Genomic DNA, 20,492 nt, shown 5'->3' with positions numbered 1-20,492 from the left:
AAGGCTGTCTAGTACATTCTCTAGACAGCCTTTCAACCATTATTAGTCAAAATACAAATTCATATCATTTGCTTTCTGGGCAAGTCGTACTGCAGATGTAACAAAATCAGCATATGTGACAGGTCGTTTTGGTTCAAATAGGTTATTTTCTGCAGGAATTAATCCAAGAGAATTGGCTAACGATACATAGCCAATATAATGACTATTTACTAAATCTACATCTTTCACATTGCTTTTATATATTTCTGAATGCTTCGCAGCTTCTTCTAATCCTAATGCTCTAATGTACCAAACAGCTAATTGTTCTCTCGTAATGTTTGTATCTGGGTTAAAGCCTTTATTTTTCGGATCAAGAATGCCCATAGAAACAGCTTTTTCTACGATATGGAAATACGGATGATCTGGTCCAATATTTTCGTATGTTTGTTTTTTCATTTCTTCGCTATTGTAATAATAGTCTTCATAGAAGTAAGTTAAAGATTTAACTAAACCTTTTAATACTTCTCCTTTCGTAATTGGAGCATCCGCATTAAAGCTATCAATATCCCCTATTTCTAAATAGCCGTTCTCAATAAAGAAATTCAATTCTTTTTCCGCAGTTGGATGAGAAACCTTTTGCTCTTCACTTATTTCTGGATTTTGCAAATAGCTCGGAGTTTTCCATTCCCCACTTATCGCATCTAAATAACTATAAATATTTCCATTATAAATTGGCGAGTACACTAAAGCATAATGAGGATTTTCATCTGGTTGTATATAGCTAAGCTCCACATCTGTACTGTTCATTATAATATTTTTTGCTTCTTCTGCTGAAATTGCATTATTTATTGCCGGCCATTCACTGTTTTCATGATATCCGACATGTAAATTAATCAATTCACCAGTATCACTTATAGCTACATGTAATTCATCGCCAATCACTGGAATTCCATTTACTATTCTTGGGAATGTAAAGAAATACAATCCATTATAATGTTCTAACCTTTGCTCGATTGGTTTTGAATAATGGTGAAGTTTTGATGGCGCATATTGTTTTAAATAGCCAATCGCTTTAGAAAGGGCTTGTTCCTCCGTTATTTTTCTTTGATTTTTTGGCTTTTCTCCAATCTGAGCTAATACGTCAGATTTAATATCATAGTACTCGATTAAATCTCCAGTCTGTTTATCAAATGTAATGTTTGTCCCATATCCACCACGGTCATATTCATAGCTATATGAAACGTAAATAATTTCATTTCCATAATAGTTCTCTGTCTCTTCCACGCTATCAATCGTTAAACGTACTTTATTAGAATTAATCTTTAAAATTTGTTCTGCTAATTGTTTTGCTTGTTCAACAGTCATCCCTTTATATTTTGGTGAAAGGGGTTGATTCGTTAATTGGTCCACATTTTTGTTTTCTGGTGGATTAGATTGAAATTTATTTCCTACCAACCAATTTCCAGTTAAGGCGTGAATTCCCTCTTTAATGGATGGCACATATACTAACTCTGCTTTTTGTTCTCCCGTATAGTAGTTGTAATCTAATTGATATCGTAATTGAACAGATAAATTGTCTTTTATTTTTTTCATTATTTCTTCTTTATTTATTACTTTATTTACATCATCAAATGTTGCTGATAAAAATTCACTGCGATATAAATGAGTTACTTCTCCATTCCCTAAAACTGATATTGAAATTCTTTGATCTGGAATTGCAATACCGTTTTCTGTACGTACAAATGAAAATGAATATTGAACTGGTTCAGTTAATAATTGTTTTGGTCCTGGATAATAATATACATCGTCTTCTTCAGAAAGTTTATATTTTTTGCCTGCTGTAAATTGTTCAATAAATTTTTTTGCAATTTCCTTTGCTTCATCTTTTGATACTTTCGCAGGGAACATAGCATCTTTTGTATCAATTGGATCTAAATATAAAGATTCAATCTCTAAGTTTTCCCCAGCAAAAGTAATATCACCATAAACGTATCGATTGCCGCTTATTTTTTTGTGGAAGCTTAAATTGTAACGAACGGTATTATCATTTGGATAGTGTCCACTTCTTAAATGGAAGTCAGATTCTGATAAAAAATCATATTTATTTGGGAAAACATCTTTAAACTTTTTAATTAATTCGCTTTTTGATACAGTAGTTTCAGTAGATGCAATAAGAATTTCCAATTGTTGAGGTTTTTCATATACGTCCAAAGGCGTTTCAGCTAAAGCTGGTGTTGCAAGTAATCCAACTGACAATGTAGCAGCAGTTGCAATCGTTCCTATTTTTTTAAATTTCACCAATAGTCCTCCTTTTTATTTACTAATTTTAATTTTAAGACATTTCTATATTGGTTTAAATAGGAAATTACCCCTGTATTTAACTCTGAAATTAATACTTCTATAACAAAATTAGCATTTTTTAATAATTTTAAATTTATCAATTTTACATATTGCTAATAATCCGTACTTTTATGTATTAGAAAAATATATTTGATATGTCATTCTGTGAACAAATTAATGCCCGGCTCGAGCTTACTGATGAAATAGTTTTCTATATCTCGAGACTCGGGCTAGTTTCCTAAATTTTGAGGATTCTTTTTTATAATCATGCAATTTGTGCAATTCACTATTAATGAAATCTCCATCAACCGTTTAATAATTGCATTGCTATTTCATCTTTTAACAATATTAAAATTGTCTTGAATTAACAACCAATTTTGAGGAAAAGCAAAGCTTAACTTCCAATAACTAATCCCCCGCAAATTCAACCTTTTCATTAAATTAAACTTCGCTTGAATCGACCTAGCATCTTCAAACCAAACTTCATGATTTTTACCCTCATCATCTACATAATAAAAATAAGGAGCTTGAGCAATTGGGTCAAATTGAATTTCTGCATTATGTTCACGGGCAAGAGCAATCGCTTGTTGAGGGCTTATAGCTCTTGCATATTGTCCTCCTTCAACATAAGGAAGGGTCCAATCATAACCATATAAATTTTGTCCCATCATAATTTTGCTTGGCGGCATCTCTGTTAAAGCATAGTTTAACACTTTCTCCACTTCACTAATTGGAGATACTGCCATTGGTGGTCCTCCTGAATAGCCCCATTCATAGGTCATTAATACAACAAAGTCCACTATTTCTCCATGTGCACGATAATCATGAGCTTCATACCATTGACCAGTTTGTTCACGGGATAGTTTTGGAGCTAATGCACTGGAAATTAACAATCCTTCCTCATGAAGACGATCTGCTGCTTTCCTTAAAAAATTATTGTACGCTTCTCTTTGATCTGGAGGCAAAAATTCAAAGTCAAAATGAATGTCTGATACCGTCCCAATACGTTTTGCCTCATCAATAATGTTATCTAGAAGAACATCCTGAACTGCTGAGCTTTGCAATATATCTCTACCAAGTTCCCCACTAAACTGACCATTTTCTAAATTCGTCACAACAAGCATCAAAGAAGCCCCACTATTCTGAGCCACTTCAGGTATTCCCTGTATTGGCATTGGTACGAGACTACCATCTCTTCTTGCTTCATAACTGAATGGCGCTAAGTATGTGAGATAAGTTCCTACTTCACGGGCACTATTCAATAATTGTTCACTAACTGTATCCCCGGATGGTTCAATATAAATATTAACTTCTGCTCTCGTTTTCGCCCTCGGTGGAATATATAATCTTAGTCCTGGCAGCAATGGCTGATTGGGATTTAGTCCGTTAATTTGTGCAAGGGTGAGATAGTTCATTCCAAAACGCTGTGCAATGGTAAATAACGTATCCCCCGGCTGAACCCAGTAAAAACTTCCAACAATCGGAATCACAATTGCTTGCCCCACCACTAATTCATTTGGTAATTCAATTTGATTCGTTTGAATGATTGTTTGTGGATTGACATTGTAGCTTTGAGCAATCCCCCAAATCGTATCTCCCGGCCGAACAACGTGTATTTGAATGGTGCATCCTCCTTTTTGCACTTATGACAATCAATAGATTTTATGATGTGTTTTGAAAGAAAATAACAATTGTAATTGATAAACATTCTAAGGAGTTTATATGGAGGATTGAATGTGAATAGAGCAGTTCTTGTGAGAAGATTCCCTTGAATCGTGCGGATAACGCCTGAACTTGTGTAGATAATTCCTCTACTTGTGCGGTTAGATCCTGAGCATTTGCAGATAATTCCTCTACTCGTGCGGATAAGTCCTTAGCTTGTGCAGATATTCCGCGAATAGCTAATCTCTCAACTTATGCAAATAGCCCCCTTCCAGTTGCTTCTCTCCATAAAAAAATAAGGCTATCTAGAAATTTCTAGACAGCCTCCTAAAATTCACTTTTTCCTTCCATTTATCGAACACGATTAAATATTAATGTAACAGATTATGTTCATACAAGTAATCGTACGAAATATCAACAAATAAATATTCATTATCAGCTAATGCCATGGAGAACGTACGAGTTAATTCGCCGGTTTTGATGTCACTATATATATTTGAAAGTTCACCTTTCACATCATCTTTTAATTTGATGATATTTAAGAGAAAGTAAGGTCGCCAACTCCAATTTTTACCGATAGCTTCTTTTTCCACTATCCAATTTCCATTTCTACGCACGATATTTGGGGATATTTGAAATCCTTCTTCATTGCAAATATAAAATCGGAAAGCATATTTTGTTAATTTGTTTGCTAATGCTAAGAGTGACTCCTCATCATGACTTTGTAGTTTTGATTGATCAACAATTGTAGCAATATCCTTTTTCAATTTTTTCATTTCTTCATATTTTAATTCCAACTGCTTTCTTTCAGTTGCAATAAATTGTTTACAATCATTGCGGAATCGCTCTTTTAATGAGTCTTTCGGATTTAAATGTGTAGAAGGTTTCTGTAAATATTCTCCTTTAAAATATCGAGCACCATGCTTCCATGCGTGATGTAATTGATAATCCGTTTTTATATCATTAAACATTAAAGCGGCACCCATTTTGATCGCCAAACTTTGAATTGTTGTAAACACATGACTTTGGGAACCCCAAGCATTGTAATTCAATTGATTAATATTGATTTTTAATACAGTTGGCTCCAACATTAGTATTTGATCCAACTTGCTTTCTTTACCAATTTCGTCTAAAGCGATTTTGACACCATACGTTTTCATATACCGAATTGGATGCTGTAATTCATCAGCTTCCCCTTCATATTTATGCGCTGGAATTACTAGAAATATTTTGGATAATAACGATTCACCAATTGTTTGTTTTATTGCTTGAAAATAAGCATCTCCAACATCTGTCATAAACAAATTTGGATTACATGGTAAATAAACATAGAAATCATTTAACGAATCCTTTACTTCTGTAACAGCTTTTTTTATGAGAGTAAGTTCTGCTTCTTTCCGCAAATCTTCGGGAATCGTTGAATCATAAGTTAAATTAACAATATCGATCGTTTTATCATTTATTAAAAGCTTTCCAGAAACTTCATAAGCAACAATCGAATGCGAATCCGCACTAAAAATTGGCTCATAAAACACTTCTATTTCATTTATTCTATCTAAAATATCTAGTACTTCCATAAGAAACCTCCACACACAAATTATGTTCAAACTTGCTATGCTAACTGTATTATACATGAAATAATGCATTAAAAAGCAACTTAAATAGAACATTCATTTCTAATATTCATATAACTGAAAAAAGAGCTACTTCCCCTTTCCCTAATTCTAAACATTCCTCAAATTTTATTTAATATCATTTCAAATCAGACCATTAATTATTATAAAATAATTTTATAATAAAATAAATCATATAATTCTTATAAATTTTATAAAGAATATTGGAAAATAAAATCACCATTTTTCAATATTGAAAATGGTGGTTTTTGTTCGTTTCATTTTTATTTAATTTGAGGCTGTGTTACACGTTTTAAGAAGAATGATAAAAGTAGTGGAATAAGAGTAAAGCAAGTTGCTACAAAGAATGCTAATTCAATTCCTTCTAAAAGGGCCTGTTGGGTAATGCTTGCCATTACTTCCTCCGAAAATGTACCAGCTTGCATCGCTTCCGCTGCCATTTTTTCTCCAACGGATGTAGCCTTTGTGTTCATCACCGCAATCAAGACTGCTGTGCCAATAGAACCAGCAATTTGTTGAATGGTGTTATTTGCTGCAGTACCATGTGGATTCAATCGAGGTGCTAGAGAATTTAATCCATTTGTCATGACAGGCATCATCACTAAAGATATCCCGATTGTTCGAACAGTATATACGGAAATGATATAAATAATTGAAGTGTCAATTTCTAAATGAGACAGTAGATATGTTGTAACCGTCATAATACTCATACCAATTATCGCCAATACGCGTGGTCCAAACTTGTCAAACAAGCGACCAGTAATAGGTGACATTGCAGCCATAACAAGCGCTCCCGGTAACATCATTAACCCTGACTCCATCGGTTCGATATGCCGCACACTTTGTAAATAAGCTGGAGTTAAAATCATTCCCCCTGTTAACCCCATTCCAAGCACGGAACTAAAAATTGCGGAAAGGGTATAGGAAGGAGCCTTAAAGATTTCCATACTTAAAAACGGAGATTCAAGTTTTAATTGTCTCAATACAAATAAAACGATGCCAATTATACCAATGATGATGGTTGTAATAATTACAGGGTCGGACCATCCTTTATTACCAGCTGTACTAAATCCGTATAAAAGAGAACCGAACCCAATTGTACTTAACACAATTGAAAAATAATCCAATGATTTTTTTTTCGTTGGTATGACATTCTCTAATTTCCATAAACCTAATAAAACACTAATAACTGCAAAAGGCAAAATCATCGTAAATAGAATTCGCCAATTATAATGTTCTACAATATAGCCCGATAATGTTGGACCGATTGCTGGTGCAGCCATCATAATAAGCCCGAAGAAGCCCATTGCTGTCCCACGTTTTTCAATTGGGAAACTAACTAACATCACATTCATTAAGAGCGGAGCCATAACGGATGAACCTGCAGCTTGAACCATTCTTCCGGCAAGCAATGTTCCAAAGTTAGGAGAGAAGGCTGCAAGTAGCGTACCTAAAGTAAAAATACTAGTAGCCACTACAAATAAAGGTTTTGTGTTAAATCTCGTGATGAAAAAAGCAGAGGCAGGGATTAATACACCGCTAACTAACATATAGCCGTTAGAAAGCCACTGTACAGTTGCATAACTAATTTGAAAATCTTGCATGATGGTAGGTAATGCAACATTCATTAAGGTATTATTTAAAAACGAAATAAAGGCTCCTATAAACAATACAGCGATCATTAAATAAGGAGGCCTTTGTGCTGACAGTTCTTTAGTCATATCTATTCACACTCTCTGTAACAATATTTAAGCGAAATCTATTCTATACCTACAGTTCAAATTTATCAAGAAAAAAATATTACCTTTTTATTTTACTTTAAATTTAGTAATTTTGAATTTATACTAGCAGTTCAATATTGTTATAGATGAAGATGTAAGCGAAATCAAAACCACCCGTGTGAACGGGTGGTTTGTTCTGCGGCTAGAAGCCTTTATTACTGGCCAACCCCTAAAGGGGCATCGAATGGTTCGCCAACTGCACTACTTTTCCAGCTGACCCTTAAAGGGTCTCTTTTATTTTTTCCTAGGTTTTCGCTTTATCTCTTCACCTGTAAATGGATCGACGAACTCTTCCATACTGAGTTGATCTGCAATGATATCATCTTGTATTTGATTTCGAATATATTCTTCAATTACCTTTTTATTTCTACCTACCGTATCCACATAAAATCCTCTACACCAAAATTTTCTGTTTCCATATCGATACTTTAAATGGGCATGTCGATCGAATATCATCAAACTACTTTTTCCTTTTAAATATCCCACGAATGATGAAACACTTAATTTTGATGGGATACTGACCAACATATGTATGTGGTCTTTGCATGCGGTAGCTTCAATTATTTCTACGCCTTTTCTTTCACATAGTTGTCTTAATATTTGTCCAATATCTTCTTTATCTTTCCATAAATTATCTGTCTTCTATATTTTGGTGCAAATACAATGTGATACTTACAATTCCACTTGGTATGTGCTAAACTATTTGTGTCAGAAGACATAATAGGTCCCTCCTTGGTACTAAAATTTGGTTGGCGAACCGTAATTTATTTTAGCATCAAGTGGGATCTTTTTTAATACCTCGCTGTAAGCTATACGGAACCCCCTGCCTAGCAGGGGGTTTTCTTTTTTACACAAAGAAAAAAGGTTCTTTCCATTGCTTCGGAAAGAACCCTTTTCTATTCAACACTGCCAAAAGGATGGCGTCTTTATTTATAACGTTATTACATCATGCCCATATCTGGCATTCCTGGATTTTGAGCTGGTGGCTCTGGGATATCAGCTACCACTGCTTCAGTTGTTAAGAATAATGCAGCTACACTAGCAGCATTTTGTAATGCTGAACGAGTTACTTTAGCTGGGTCAACAATACCTGCATCAATCATGTTTACCCATTCACCAGTTGCAGCATTGAAACCAACGCCAACTTCTTCACGTTTTAAGCGATCAACAATGATTGATCCTTCTAAACCAGCATTTTCTGCGATTTGACGAACTGGTTCTTCTAGAGCACGTAACACAATTTTCACACCAGTTGCTACATCGCCATCTACTTCATCTAATACTTTTTCTACTGCTTTATAAACATTTACTAATGCAGTACCACCACCTGCAACGATTCCTTCTTCAACCGCTGCACGAGTAGCGTTTAATGCGTCTTCGATGCGAAGTTTACGCTCTTTTAATTCTGTTTCAGTAGCAGCACCTACTTTAATTACTGCTACACCGCCAGCTAATTTTGCTAAGCGTTCTTGTAATTTTTCTTTATCAAATTCTGAAGTTGTTTCTTCAATTTGAGCACGGATTTGATTTACACGTGATTCAATAGCAGCTTGATCTCCAGCACCTTCAACGATAGTAGTGTTTTCTTTATTTACAACTACTTTACCAGCGCGTCCTAAAGATGTGATATCAGCTGTTTTTAAGTCTAAGCCAAGGTCAGAAGTGATAACTTGTCCACCTGTTAAAATGGCAATATCTTCAAGCATTGCTTTACGGCGGTCACCGAATCCAGGTGCTTTTACAGCAACTACTTGGAATGTACCGCGTAATTTGTTCAATACTAATGTTGCAAGAGCTTCACCTTCGATATCTTCAGCGATAATTAATAATGGTTTGCCTTGTTGTACTACTTGCTCTAATAATGGAAGAATATCTTGAATGCTAGAGATTTTCTTATCAGTAATTAAAATGTAAGGATTTTCGAGCACTGCTTCCATTTTATCAGTATCTGTTACCATGTAGTGAGATACGTAACCGCGGTCAAATTGCATACCTTCTACTACATCTAATTCAGTATTGAAACCTTTTGATTCTTCGATTGTGATTACACCGTCAGTTCCAACACGTTCCATCGCTTCAGAGATGAATTTACCTACTTCTTCATCGGCTGCAGAGATAGAAGCAACTTGTGCGATTTCTTCTTTATTTTGAACTTGACGAGAAATGTTTTTCAATTCTTCAATTGCAGCGGCTACTGCTTTATCAATACCTTTGCGAATTCCTACAGGGTTTGCACCGCTTGTTACGTTTTTCAAACCTTCACGAATCATTGCTTGTGCTAAAACTGTTGCAGTTGTTGTACCGTCACCTGCTACTTCGTTTGTTTTAGAAGCAACTTCTGCAACTAATTTTGCACCCATGTTTTCATAAGGATTTTCAAGTTCGATTTCTTTCGCAATTGTTACACCGTCATTAGTAATTAAAGGTGAACCAAATTTCTTTTCAAGTACAACGTTACGACCTTTAGGACCTAATGTTACTTTTACAGCGTTTGCTAATTTATCTACACCTTGTAACATTAACGAACGAGCTTCTTCTGCAAATTTAATATCTTTTGCCATTTTGCCTTACCTCCATTTATTTTTATCTATAGGTAATCAAAATCGGTATAAATACGCCTGACATTTCATACAATGGAAGAGGCGCAATTTTGATTTCTATATGATTATAAAACAGCTAAAATATCGCTTTCTCTTAAAATTAAATATTCTTTACCTTCATATTTCACTTCTGTTCCGGCATATTTAGAGAAGATAATCACATCGCCTTCTTTTACTTCAGGCTCAACGCGAGTGCCGTTATCTAATACACGACCAGAACCTACAGCAACCACTTTACCTTCTTGTGGTTTTTCTTTTGCTGAATCAGGTAGTACAAGTCCAGAAGCAGTTTTTTCTTCTACCTCAACTAATTCGATAATCACGCGATCTCCTAATGGTCTTAGCAAGTGAAACAACCTCCTACATTTCGTATTTTATCTACCATTATTAGCACTCTTATCACCTGAGTGCTAACACAATTATATAATAATGAATCATCCCTTTTTTTGCAAGTGAGAAGTATAAAAAATTTCTTTTCTTTCTATCTTCCTCTACAATAGAATATGATTAGTAAAAACACCATTCCTTAATTTGGATCGGAAAGATTAATATTATGATTACATTTTAATGAATTTGCATAAGAAAGAGGGAAATATACGATTGGCTAATTCGCAAAATATTCAAACTCAAAAGACCGCTTTTTATGTATTAATCACTTATATCTGTTTTCAACTTTCTTCTTTTTTACTATGGATTCCCCCGCTAAAAAGTTTCTTTTTAGGCTTTATTGATTTAGAGGGGCGTTCAGCGTATATTGCATTAGCAGGCTGGTGGTCATCCATTACCGCAGGAATAGCATTAATTATTTCTTTTATCTTAATCTCCAAAAATAAAAACTTTTGGAATTGTTTAAAAGGAGAAAAAATGCCATTGTCGGTAGCAATTGGTTGGGGAATTATCGGTTTTTTCATGATTTATTTAGGTCAAGTGATTGGTATTCAAATTGAATCGGCATTAGGCATTGAGCTTGGCTCTGAAAATACTGAAGCCATTATAAACATTACAAAAATCGCACCAATCATGATTCTAGCTTCCGTTATTTTTGGACCAATTTTAGAAGAACTTGTGTTTCGCCGCGTAATATTTGGATCGATTATGCAAGCACAAAATAACTTTTGGTTAGCTGCCTTCATAAGTGCAATCGTCTTTGCGATTATTCATTTAGATTTTAGTCATATCATTCTTTATACCATAACTGGTTTTATTTTTGCCTTCCTATATAATAAGACAAAACGGTTAATCACTCCAATCATTGCGCACATGATGCTAAATGGTTTTGTTACATACTTACAATTGAACATTGAAAAAATTCAACAATTTTTTCATTAAGCATAGCCTGCTTTATAAGCATGAATAAAGAAAAAGCCTATTTTCCATGAATTTCATAGAAAATAGGCTTTAATTTTGTTCCTTCATTTGTTCAATTAGACGTCTTTGTTCTGCTAACGCAGCTTCCACTTGTTGTCTTTGTTCCGCTTCCTTTTCTTCTTGCATACGCTGTTCTTCTGCTTTTAAATATTTCTTATATCCGATTTTTGCAATAGCAATGCTAATTTCATACAAAACAAATAACGGAATGGACATTAGAATATATGAAATTAAGTCAGGTGGCGAAATTAATACGGCAATAACAAATAATACAAAGTAAGAATACTTTCTAAACTTTGACATTAAGTTTGGATTCAATACCCCGAGACGGGATAAAAACAATGTAATGACTGGAAGTTGAAATAAAAAACCAAATGGAATCACTAATTTAAATAAAAAAGAGAAATATTCGTTAATGCCGATTGTTTGCTGAATATCTAACCGCTCCGACAAGTTCATCATGAAATTCATAACGTTTGGGAAAAGAATAAAGTAAGAAAACAATAATCCAACTAAAAACAAAACAAAGGAATACGGTATATATTTTAATGTTGCTTTCCTCTCAGATTCATACAAGCCCGGTGCAATAAATGCCCAAAGTTGGTACAAAATCACCGGAGATGTCAAAATTAATGCTACAAAGAAGGATACTTCTAAATATACAGTAAGCGGGTCGCTTACTTTGAATGCATTTAATGTTAATGCCTCTAATTCTTCATTATCATGCTGAATGAATTTAATGATTGGTTCTGCAACATAGAATCCAGCTATTAATGCGATAACGAAAAAAACAGCACAAATAATTAAGCGCTTTCTTAATTCCTCTATATGTTCTATAATAGGAAGTTCTTTTGGATCCATTTTTCTTTTAGACATCCTTATTATTACTTATTGTGTTCTTGTTCTTTCGTTTCAACTTTCTCAATGGATTTTTGTTGCTGATCTATCTCGATGATGTTCTTTTTATCAGTAACATCGCTATCATCTATTAAACCTTGTGTACCCTTTTTGAACTCACGCAAAGTCGTTCCCATTGCTCGTCCAAATTCAGGTAATTTTTTCGGTCCGAAAATAATCAATGCAACAATCCCGATAATAATAAGGGCAGTTGGTGTAATTGCACTTAAATGCACAACCATCGATGACACCTCCTCAGTTTATGTATTTATTTTACCCCAATTCGACATATTTTGCATTACATAACGGAAATAGATTGTGAAAACTTTTTATCAATCACTATTGCGAATTAAATAAATTAAAGCCTCTAGTTCAACTGCTAAATCGATATTCATTACTTTCATCGTTTCCGGAACATTTAAACGAACAGGAGTAAAATTCAATATTCCTTTTGCGTTGATTGCTGATAAGCGATCAGCAATGGCTTGGGCAGAGCGTGAAGATACAGTTAATATTGCAAGTTCTGCATTATATTTTTGATACATTTCTTCTAATCGATCGGGATGATAAACTGGGATTCCATTTACTTCATGCCCTTCCATTGGCGCCTTTGTATCGAACGCAACAACGATTCTCGTATTATGATTTTTTTGGAAATTATATTTCAAAAGGGCATTTCCTAAATTCCCCACGCCAATAAGAGCGACATTCGCGCCTTCATCTTGATCTAGAATTTGTCTAAAAAATTCCAACAAATACAAAACATCATATCCATATCCTTTTTTACCTAAGGCGCCAAAATAAGAAAAATCTCTTCGAATTGTAGCGGAGTCAATCTTCATTGCCTCACTTAATTCTTGAGATGAAACTCTCTGTTTTCCATCATTTGCGAAGTTCTGTAAAAACCGATAATAAAGAGGCAGTCTTTTTGTTGTCGCCTGTGGAATTTTTATATCTCTTTTCACAATAATCCCCCTGTTAACTTCAACTCGAAATTGATTTTATATTACTAAACATAGCTAAATAAGTAAAGCGTTCACATTGCTTGAATTCCTGTCTTCTATTACACTAATAGTAGTGAACAGAGGTGTAAACATGATCATACTTCAAGTAAATCAATTAACAAAATCATTCTTATCTGATGAAATATTAAAGGATGTAAAATTAGAAGTTCAACACCGTGACCGTGTCGCATTAGTAGGTCGCAACGGTGCGGGTAAATCTACGTTATTAAAAATCATTGCTGGACAATTGTCTTACGATTCTGGCGAAATCATTATTCCTAAAGATATAACAATTGGGTATTTAGAACAACATGCTGGTCTTGAATCCAAACGTACAATTTGGGAAGAAATGATGACGGTGTTTGAACCGTTAAAAAAACAAGAAATGCGACTTCGCGAATTAGAACAACAAATGGCTGACCCATCCGTGTATGAGAGTCCAACTAATTACTCTCGTATTATGGCAGAATATGATCAACTACAACATTCTTTTAAAGAATCCGGTGGCTATCAATATGAAGCAGATACACGTTCCGTACTTCATGGTATGAAATTCTTCCCCGACATGTATGATAAACCTGTTTCTTCCTTATCGGGTGGTCAACGAACACGACTTGCCCTTGCAAAATTGCTACTAAGCAAACCGGATTTACTGATTTTAGACGAGCCTACGAACCATTTAGATATCGAAACATTAAGTTGGCTTGAAAATTATTTAAAAGCTTATACAGGTGCCATTTTAATCGTTTCTCACGACCGTTATTTTCTCGATCAAATCGTCAATATCGTTTATGAAGTATCAAGAACTCGCGTAACAAAGTATATAGGAAATTATAGCGATTATTTGGACCAAAAAGCAAAACAATATGAACGCGATTTAAAAATGTATGAGCAACAGCAAGATGAAAAAGCGAAACTTGAAGCTTTTATTCAAAAAAATATCGCACGTGCTTCTACAGCAAAGCTTGCAAAAAGCCGAAGAAAAATGTTGGAACGTACCCAATGGATGGATGCCCCAATTGGTGATGAAAAATCAGCAAAATTTGGATTTGATATCGAAAGACAAAGCGGAAATGATGTACTATCAATCGATGATTTATCAATTGGATATGAGCAAAATCAAATAATTTCTGAAAATATCTATTTGCGCATCTTCCGACAAGATCGGGTTGCGATAGTAGGACCGAATGGAGTCGGAAAATCCACTCTATTAAAAACCATTGTCAAAGATTTATCTCCACTGTCTGGAAGCATTCGTTATGGAACGAACGTTAAAATTGGCTATTACGATCAAGAACAAGCAAAACTCGATAGTAATAAAACCGTTTTAAATGAACTTTGGGATGAATGGCCGTTAATGAATGAAAAAGAAATTCGTTCCGTTTTAGGTCAATTTTTATTTAGTGGCGATGATGTACTAAAACTTGTTAATACATTATCCGGTGGGGAAAAAGCACGCCTTGCCTTAGCAAAACTCATGTTGCAAAAAGCAAATTTCCTCGTATTAGACGAACCAACGAACCATCTTGATTTAGACAGTAAAGAGGTCTTAGAGAATGCGTTGATGGACTATCCAGGAACGATACTATTCGTTTCCCATGACCGTTATTTCATGAATAAAATTGCTACAAAAGTCGTTGAACTATCCGCCACAGGCACATTTGAGTATTTAGGTGATTATGATTATTATGTAGAGAAAAAACAAGAATTAATGGAATTAGCTGAACTGAATGAAACAAAGCATGAAGCAAAACAGGAAGAAATCAAAATCCAGCATCCATCTTCAGTAAACAAAGAAGTCAAAAAACGAGAGCGTCAAATTCGAAGAAAAATTGAAGAGCTTGAAAAAGAAATGTCCAATTATGAAGAGGAAATTAACAATATCGAACTGAAGCTTTGTGAACCAGAGATTTTTAGTGATTACGAAAAGGCATTAGAGCTCCAAAATAAACTGGATTCGTTAAAGCAATCTCACAGCGAGCTCGAAACTCAATGGCTTGAACTACAAGAAGAATTGGAAAACCTGAAAATTTAAGCTACCTGAATAATATTCAGGTAGCTTTTCATTTATATATGGAAAACATGAATCTTGTTTTCGAATATTACATATATCTTGGTCAATAGACAAATTTCGATAAATTTTCCCCACAGTTTTATTCACAATAAAAACTCAGTGATACCAACATATCAACAGCCTTTTCCACATTATCCACATCACCAGAAAAAAAAATCCACACTTCGTTCTGGAAAAATACACACAATATATTGATTTTTCACAGCTTTATCACAGGTTATCCACAAGTTATACACAGATTGTGCATAAGTACGAATGTTCGTCTTGACAAAAAAGAAAACTATTCACAAACTTGCGAATAAGTTTTAAGAAAAATATTCAATATTTTAATTCTGTGTATAATTTTGTGTATAAATAAAAAGGATATGACTTCATGTCATACCCCATCTTTTTCTGAAGAAAATATTATACTTTTATCGAAGTTTGTCGTCTGTATTACTCCAACTTTTCAATTCTTTCCCTGGCAAACCATTCATCGATAAATCGGATCTTACTCCCGCTTCAAACATGTAAGCCGCACAGGCGCCAATCATTGCTGCATTATCTGTGCATAAAGAAAGTGGTGGAGCCGTAAATGGTATCCCTTCCTGTTCAAGCGCTTTACTTAAACTTTCTCGCAATCCACGATTTGCAGAAACACCACCAGCTACTATTACTTGTTTAACCCCTAATTCCTTAGCTGCTTTTATCGTTTTAGTTGTCAATACTTCTACAACACTGTCTTGGAAGCCTTTTGCGACTTCTTCAGGCACAATTGATTGTCCTCTTTGCTCCAAATTATGTTTATAATTAATAACAGCTGATTTTAATCCACTAAAACTAAAATCATACGTATCTTCTAACCACGCTCGTGGAAAATCTACACCTTTTTTAGCTTCATGAGCCATTCGATCAATATGCGGACCACCGGGATAAGGTAAATTTAACACCCGCGCTACTTTATCATAAGCTTCCCCGGCCGCATCATCGCGAGTTTCTCCAATGACTTCAAAAGATCCATGTTCTTTCATATAGATTAATTCCGTATGCCCTCCAGATACAACAAGTGCTAATAAAGGAAATTTCATTGGTTCAACAAGCGCACTTGCATATATGTGACCGGCAATATGGTGCACCCCAATAATCGGTAATCCGTGAGCAAAGGCAAAGGCTTTTGCTGCATTAATGCCGATAAGCAATGCACCAACTAGTCCTGGGCCTTCCGTCACTGCCACTGCGTCTAAATCTGATGGTACAATGCTTGCCTTTTCCAATGCTTCTTCAATTACAACCGTTATTTGTTCAACATGGTGGCGAGACGCAATTTCTGGTACGACCCCCCCAAATCTTTTTTGACTATCGATTTGTGAAGCTACTACGTTTGAAAGAATTTCATTTCCATTTCTAATTACGCTAGCAGCTGTCTCATCACAGCTTGTTTCAATTGCTAAAATTAAGTTTTCCATTATAAATTCACCCACATTACTAGAGCATCTTCCTGGTTATCTGTATAATATCCTTTCCGAATTCCGCCATCTTGGAATCCGAGCTTTCGGTATAAATTTTGTGCCACTATGTTTGATACACGTACTTCTAAACTCATCGTTTCCGCATTGTGTTCTTTCGCTACTCTCATTGCCTCTCGCATAAGCCCTTCACCAATGCCTTGTCCTCTTGATTTTTCAGTAACCGCCACATTGGTAATTTGAGCAGAATCAACGACAATCCAGATACCGCAATATCCAACAATTGTTCCATGGTCATCTTCTGCTACAATGTAATGAGCAAAGGGATTTTCTCTCATTTCGTAATGAAAAGAATCCTCGGTCCAAGGAGTTGGAAACGATTCAACCTCTATCGCATGCACTGCCTCCACATCTTGTGCCGTCATTTTTCGATAGTGAATCATCCTTTTTGCTCCTTTTGATGTGCTTTTAACCAATTTGCCTCTGCTTCAGCTAAACGATGATATTTTGGCACAAAGGAATGAACCATTTCTAATGTTGGCAATGGTTCTTTTTCAGCTAATTCGATTAATTTTGAAGCTCTCGGTAAGTTAAGTGAAGGCGGTGCAAATTTAGCCTGTTCACCTAAAACGGATTGAATCTCTTCCTTAAATTTTTTCACATCTGAACCAACAAACATAATTGTTTCTTGATACTCTTTTAACTGTTGCAACAGTTCTTCCAAAGATCCATGATGTTCTGGAATAATCGTTTTCAATTCTTTCCCTTTATATACTGCAGCGTATACATTCTTTCTTCTAGCATCAAACATCGTGCAAATAATGCCATCAAACAATTCAACATTACTTGCAAGCACTTTTAGACTTGATATGCCAACTAATGGTTTCTTTAAAGTCCAAGATAACGTTTTTGCAATCGTTACCCCGATTCTTAGCCCAGTATACGAACCAGGACCTTCGGAAACCGCTACGGCATCAATATCAACAGGTTTTAAGTTAGTTTTTCGAAATACCTCTTCTATTGTTGGCATACAAGTAACAGAATGTGTTGATTTTGTATTTTGTACTATTTCTGAAAGCACTTCTCCGTCTCTTACGATAGCGACGGAAAGTGGAGCGTTTGATGTTTCAATTCCTAACCAAATCATGTAAATAACTCCTCACATAATCGTTCATACCGTTTTCCTATTGGTCTAAATATAAATTTTCTTTTATTTTCATCAATTCGTTGAATTTCAATATCTAATCTTTCATCCGGTAGATTTTCCTCAATTAAATGTGCCCATTCAATTACCGTTACCGCATCACCATAAAATATTTCATCCCATCCTAAATCTTCATCACTATTTTCTAAACGATACACATCTAAGTGATTAAGCGGCAACTTCCCTTCATATTGTTTCATGATTGTAAAAGTAGGGCTATTCACTGTTCGGGAAATACCCAGTCCTTTCGCTAAAGCTTGAATAAATGTTGTTTTCCCGGCACCTAAATCCCCTTCAAATGTTAGATTATCTCCCGGCTCAAGTAAATTCGCTAAACGAATTCCAAGTTGATTTGTTTCTTCTAAAGAATGCACTTCCTTTTCGTACATCGTCTTCACGTATCCTCTCACCCTAACATTAACAATAGTTTATCTAAAAGAATTCATTAATTCAAAATGTATCATTTATAAATCCAAAAAAAAACATCTCTCTATATAGTAACTCATTCATTTCTTATCTAGAAATAAATTGTTTTCATTTTATAGAGAGATGCGTTTCCCTATCCACTTATTGAAGAAAATAATGAAAGATAAAATGAATAAGACTTGCAATTAATATAAAAATTATCACCATTATATTTCTTCTTAACCGTCTCATTTTTCCACCTCAAAAAGGGATATTACTAATATATTTATTCTTTACTTGCTTTTATGACATGGTGTTGATTCGATGATGTCATGACCGTTTGTTTCGAATCAGATTAGGTGGAGTGTATTTTTATTTATATGTGTAAAATATGCGGCTTGCAATAACAATTTCTAGCAATAAAATAGAGGGGGCTTTACAAAAAAGCTACTGTAATGTATTACAAATTATGGTTCAAATTCATCGTCACATTTGATTTCAACTTTTAAACCGTTAGATTTTCACTTGTGAAATAAGCACCACTTTGCGTGATATTATGGAAAAGCAATGTCCTACTCTCGCAAGGGGACCCCTTTCTACCATCGGCACTAACTCCGAAGCACGTTGACCGGCGAATTTCTGTGTCAGCTTCGGCAGTCCGGTGCTCACGTACACTGTATCTTCTCTTTTTATTGAAATTAAATGTTATATATGCTTTTTCTTTTGTAGTGTTTCTTTAGATGTACTGCGGTTTATCGAACTCGAGTGGACTTTTTGTCCTTGTTGTTATTTTCAATTAAATGCTGTAAATATTAACTATTTATTGTTTTTTTAAACCGTTGGGTTTTCACTTGTAAAATTTGCAATTTACAGTGTCATATTAAAAAACAACGTCCTACTCTCACAAGGGGGACCCTTTCTACCATCGGCGCTAACTCCGAAGCACGTTGACCGGCGAATTTCTGTGTCAGCTTCGGCAGTCCGGTGCTCACGTACACTGTACGCTCCGCTCCGGGCTGCCTCGCTTCCTTGAACTTCTTGGTCCCCGTGCTTCTCGTCTCCTTCAAATATTTATTTTGCTTTTGTTTAGCATGTGGTTTCTGTATCGCGCCGATTGGACTTTCAGTCCTTGGTAGTAAGGGGCATAAAAAAAAGCCACTACCGACCTTACGTCAGTAATAGCTTTTTGAGCCTAGCAACGTCCTACTCTCACAAGGGGGACCCCTTTCTACCATCGGCGCTAACTCCGAAGCACGTTGACCGGCGAATTTCTGCGTCAGCTTCGGCGGTCCGGTGCTCACGTACACTGTATCTTCTCTTTTTATTGAAATTAAATGTTATATATGCTTTTTCTTTTGTAGTGTTTCTTTAGATGTACTGCGGTTTATCGAACTCGAGTGGACTTTTTGTCCTTGTTGTTATTTTCAATTAAATGCTGTAAATATTAACTATTTATTGTTTTTTTAAACCGTTGGGTTTTCACTTGTAAAATTTGCAATTTACAGTGTCATATTAAAAAACAACGTCCTACTCTCACAAGGGGGACCCTTTCTACCATCGGCGCTAACTCCGAAGCACGTTGACCGGCGAATTTCTGTGTCAGCTTCGGCAGTCCGGTGCTCACGTACACTGTACGCTCCGCTCCGGGCTGCCTCGCTTCCTTGAACTTCTTGGTCCCCGTGCTTCTCGTCTCCTTCAAATATTTATTTTGCTTTTGTTTAGCATGTGGTTTCTGTATCGCGCCGATTGGACTTTCAGTCCTTGGTAGTAAGGGGCATAAAAAAAAGCCACTACCGACCTTACGTCAGTAATAGCTTTTTGATCCTAGCAACGTCCTACTCTCACAAGGGGGACCCCTTACTACCATCGGCGCTAAAGAGCTTAACTTCCGTGTTCGGTATGGGAACGGGTGTGACCTCTTTGCCATCGTCACTAGACTCATTTGATTATGTATGTAATTTCAGAGAGGTTATTCTCTCAAAACTGGATAACGACATTGAAATGATTGGTTAAGTCCTCGATCGATTAGTATCCGTCAGCTCCACACGTCACCGTGCTTCCACCTCGGACCTATCTACCTCATCGTCTTTGAGGGATCT

At 35.4% G+C, this 20,492-nt stretch carries 15 protein-coding genes, 2 rRNA genes and 1 pseudogene; 2 read left to right on the top strand and 16 right to left on the bottom strand.

The features are described from left to right. Positions 1 to 42: 42 nt before the first annotated feature. From HF990_RS15305 to groES, 7 genes and pseudogenes are all read right to left on the bottom strand, one after another. Positions 43 to 2,277 (bottom strand): S-layer homology domain-containing protein, encoded by a 2,235-nt coding sequence (locus tag HF990_RS15305; protein ID WP_168412399.1) that lies wholly within the window; start codon positions 2,275 to 2,277, stop codon positions 43 to 45. A gap of 374 nt (positions 2,278 to 2,651) precedes the next feature. Continuing rightward, positions 2,652 to 3,941, bottom strand: a complete 1,290-nt coding sequence (locus HF990_RS08290) for a LysM peptidoglycan-binding domain-containing protein (RefSeq protein WP_168412412.1) — start codon at positions 3,939 to 3,941, stop codon at positions 2,652 to 2,654. Positions 3,942 to 4,352: 411 nt separating this feature from the next. Further along, a complete protein-coding gene (locus HF990_RS08285) occupies positions 4,353 to 5,558 on the bottom strand; it encodes an EAL domain-containing protein (protein WP_016838930.1) in 1,206 nt (401 codons plus the stop codon). 320 nt (positions 5,559 to 5,878) lie between these two features. Further along, positions 5,879 to 7,336, bottom strand: coding sequence for a DHA2 family efflux MFS transporter permease subunit (locus HF990_RS08280; RefSeq protein ID WP_016838929.1), 1,458 nt, complete (start codon positions 7,334 to 7,336; stop codon positions 5,879 to 5,881). 294 nt (positions 7,337 to 7,630) lie between these two features. Next, positions 7,631 to 8,115, bottom strand: a pseudogene (gene tnpA, locus HF990_RS08275) (IS200/IS605 family transposase). A gap of 222 nt (positions 8,116 to 8,337) precedes the next feature. Next, positions 8,338 to 9,957 (bottom strand): chaperonin GroEL, encoded by a 1,620-nt coding sequence (gene groL, locus HF990_RS08270; protein ID WP_016839635.1) that lies wholly within the window; start codon positions 9,955 to 9,957, stop codon positions 8,338 to 8,340. A 104-nt stretch (positions 9,958 to 10,061) separates the two neighbouring features. Then, on the bottom strand, positions 10,062 to 10,343 hold the full coding sequence (gene groES / locus HF990_RS08265; protein WP_016839634.1) for a co-chaperone GroES: 282 nt from the start codon (positions 10,341 to 10,343) through the stop codon (positions 10,062 to 10,064). Between the two features lie 253 nt (positions 10,344 to 10,596). On the opposite strand from groES, the gene HF990_RS08260 reads away from it, so the two are divergent. After that, the gene (locus HF990_RS08260; RefSeq protein WP_247595862.1) at positions 10,597 to 11,325 is read left to right on the top strand and encodes a CPBP family intramembrane glutamic endopeptidase; all 729 of its coding nucleotides are present in this window, start codon (positions 10,597 to 10,599) and stop codon (positions 11,323 to 11,325) included. A gap of 69 nt (positions 11,326 to 11,394) precedes the next feature. Here HF990_RS08260 and tatC read toward each other — a convergent pair whose 3' ends face one another. The 3 genes from tatC to HF990_RS08245 form a co-directional block, all read right to left on the bottom strand. Next, positions 11,395 to 12,225, bottom strand: coding sequence for a twin-arginine translocase subunit TatC (gene tatC / locus HF990_RS08255; RefSeq protein WP_016839632.1), 831 nt, complete (start codon positions 12,223 to 12,225; stop codon positions 11,395 to 11,397). A 23-nt stretch (positions 12,226 to 12,248) separates the two neighbouring features. Beyond that, entirely contained in the window at positions 12,249 to 12,503 is a 255-nt protein-coding gene (gene tatA / locus HF990_RS08250) for a twin-arginine translocase TatA/TatE family subunit (RefSeq protein ID WP_016839631.1), read from the bottom strand. Positions 12,504 to 12,593: 90 nt separating this feature from the next. Beyond that, positions 12,594 to 13,226 (bottom strand): redox-sensing transcriptional repressor Rex, encoded by a 633-nt coding sequence (locus HF990_RS08245; RefSeq protein ID WP_016839630.1) that lies wholly within the window; start codon positions 13,224 to 13,226, stop codon positions 12,594 to 12,596. Positions 13,227 to 13,356: 130 nt separating this feature from the next. Here HF990_RS08245 and HF990_RS08240 point away from each other — a divergent pair, with 130 nt between their 5' ends. Continuing rightward, positions 13,357 to 15,300: an ABC transporter ATP-binding protein gene (locus HF990_RS08240; protein WP_016839629.1), complete on the top strand. Its 1,944-nt coding sequence runs from the start codon at positions 13,357 to 13,359 to the stop codon at positions 15,298 to 15,300. A 452-nt stretch (positions 15,301 to 15,752) separates the two neighbouring features. On the opposite strand, the gene tsaD is transcribed toward HF990_RS08240, so the two are convergent. The 6 genes from tsaD to HF990_RS08210 all read right to left on the bottom strand — a co-directional run. Continuing rightward, on the bottom strand, positions 15,753 to 16,784 hold the full coding sequence (gene tsaD, locus HF990_RS08235) for a tRNA (adenosine(37)-N6)-threonylcarbamoyltransferase complex transferase subunit TsaD (protein ID WP_016839628.1): 1,032 nt from the start codon (positions 16,782 to 16,784) through the stop codon (positions 15,753 to 15,755). Beyond that, a complete protein-coding gene (gene rimI / locus HF990_RS08230; protein ID WP_096549781.1) occupies positions 16,784 to 17,227 on the bottom strand; it encodes a ribosomal protein S18-alanine N-acetyltransferase in 444 nt (147 codons plus the stop codon). Before rimI ends, tsaD begins: the two co-directional genes overlap by 1 nt. Beyond that, positions 17,224 to 17,931, bottom strand: a complete 708-nt coding sequence (gene tsaB / locus HF990_RS08225) for a tRNA (adenosine(37)-N6)-threonylcarbamoyltransferase complex dimerization subunit type 1 TsaB (RefSeq protein WP_096549782.1) — start codon at positions 17,929 to 17,931, stop codon at positions 17,224 to 17,226. Before tsaB ends, rimI begins: the two co-directional genes overlap by 4 nt. Then, positions 17,928 to 18,377, bottom strand: coding sequence for a tRNA (adenosine(37)-N6)-threonylcarbamoyltransferase complex ATPase subunit type 1 TsaE (gene tsaE / locus HF990_RS08220; protein ID WP_096549783.1), 450 nt, complete (start codon positions 18,375 to 18,377; stop codon positions 17,928 to 17,930). The genes tsaB and tsaE overlap by 4 nt, the downstream gene beginning before the upstream one ends. Before the next feature lie 1,838 nt (positions 18,378 to 20,215). Next, positions 20,216 to 20,330: ribosomal RNA gene (gene rrf, locus HF990_RS08215) — 5S ribosomal RNA — on the bottom strand. A 68-nt stretch (positions 20,331 to 20,398) separates the two neighbouring features. Beyond that, a 23S ribosomal RNA gene (locus HF990_RS08210) occupies positions 20,399 to 20,492 on the bottom strand; the annotation flags it as partial.

This window comes from Ureibacillus thermosphaericus (genome assembly GCF_012396605.1).
GTDB lineage: Bacteria > Bacillota > Bacilli > Bacillales_A > Planococcaceae > Ureibacillus > Ureibacillus thermosphaericus.
The sequence above is the reverse complement of the archived record's forward strand: the minus strand, read 5'-3'. Positions and strand labels throughout refer to the sequence as shown.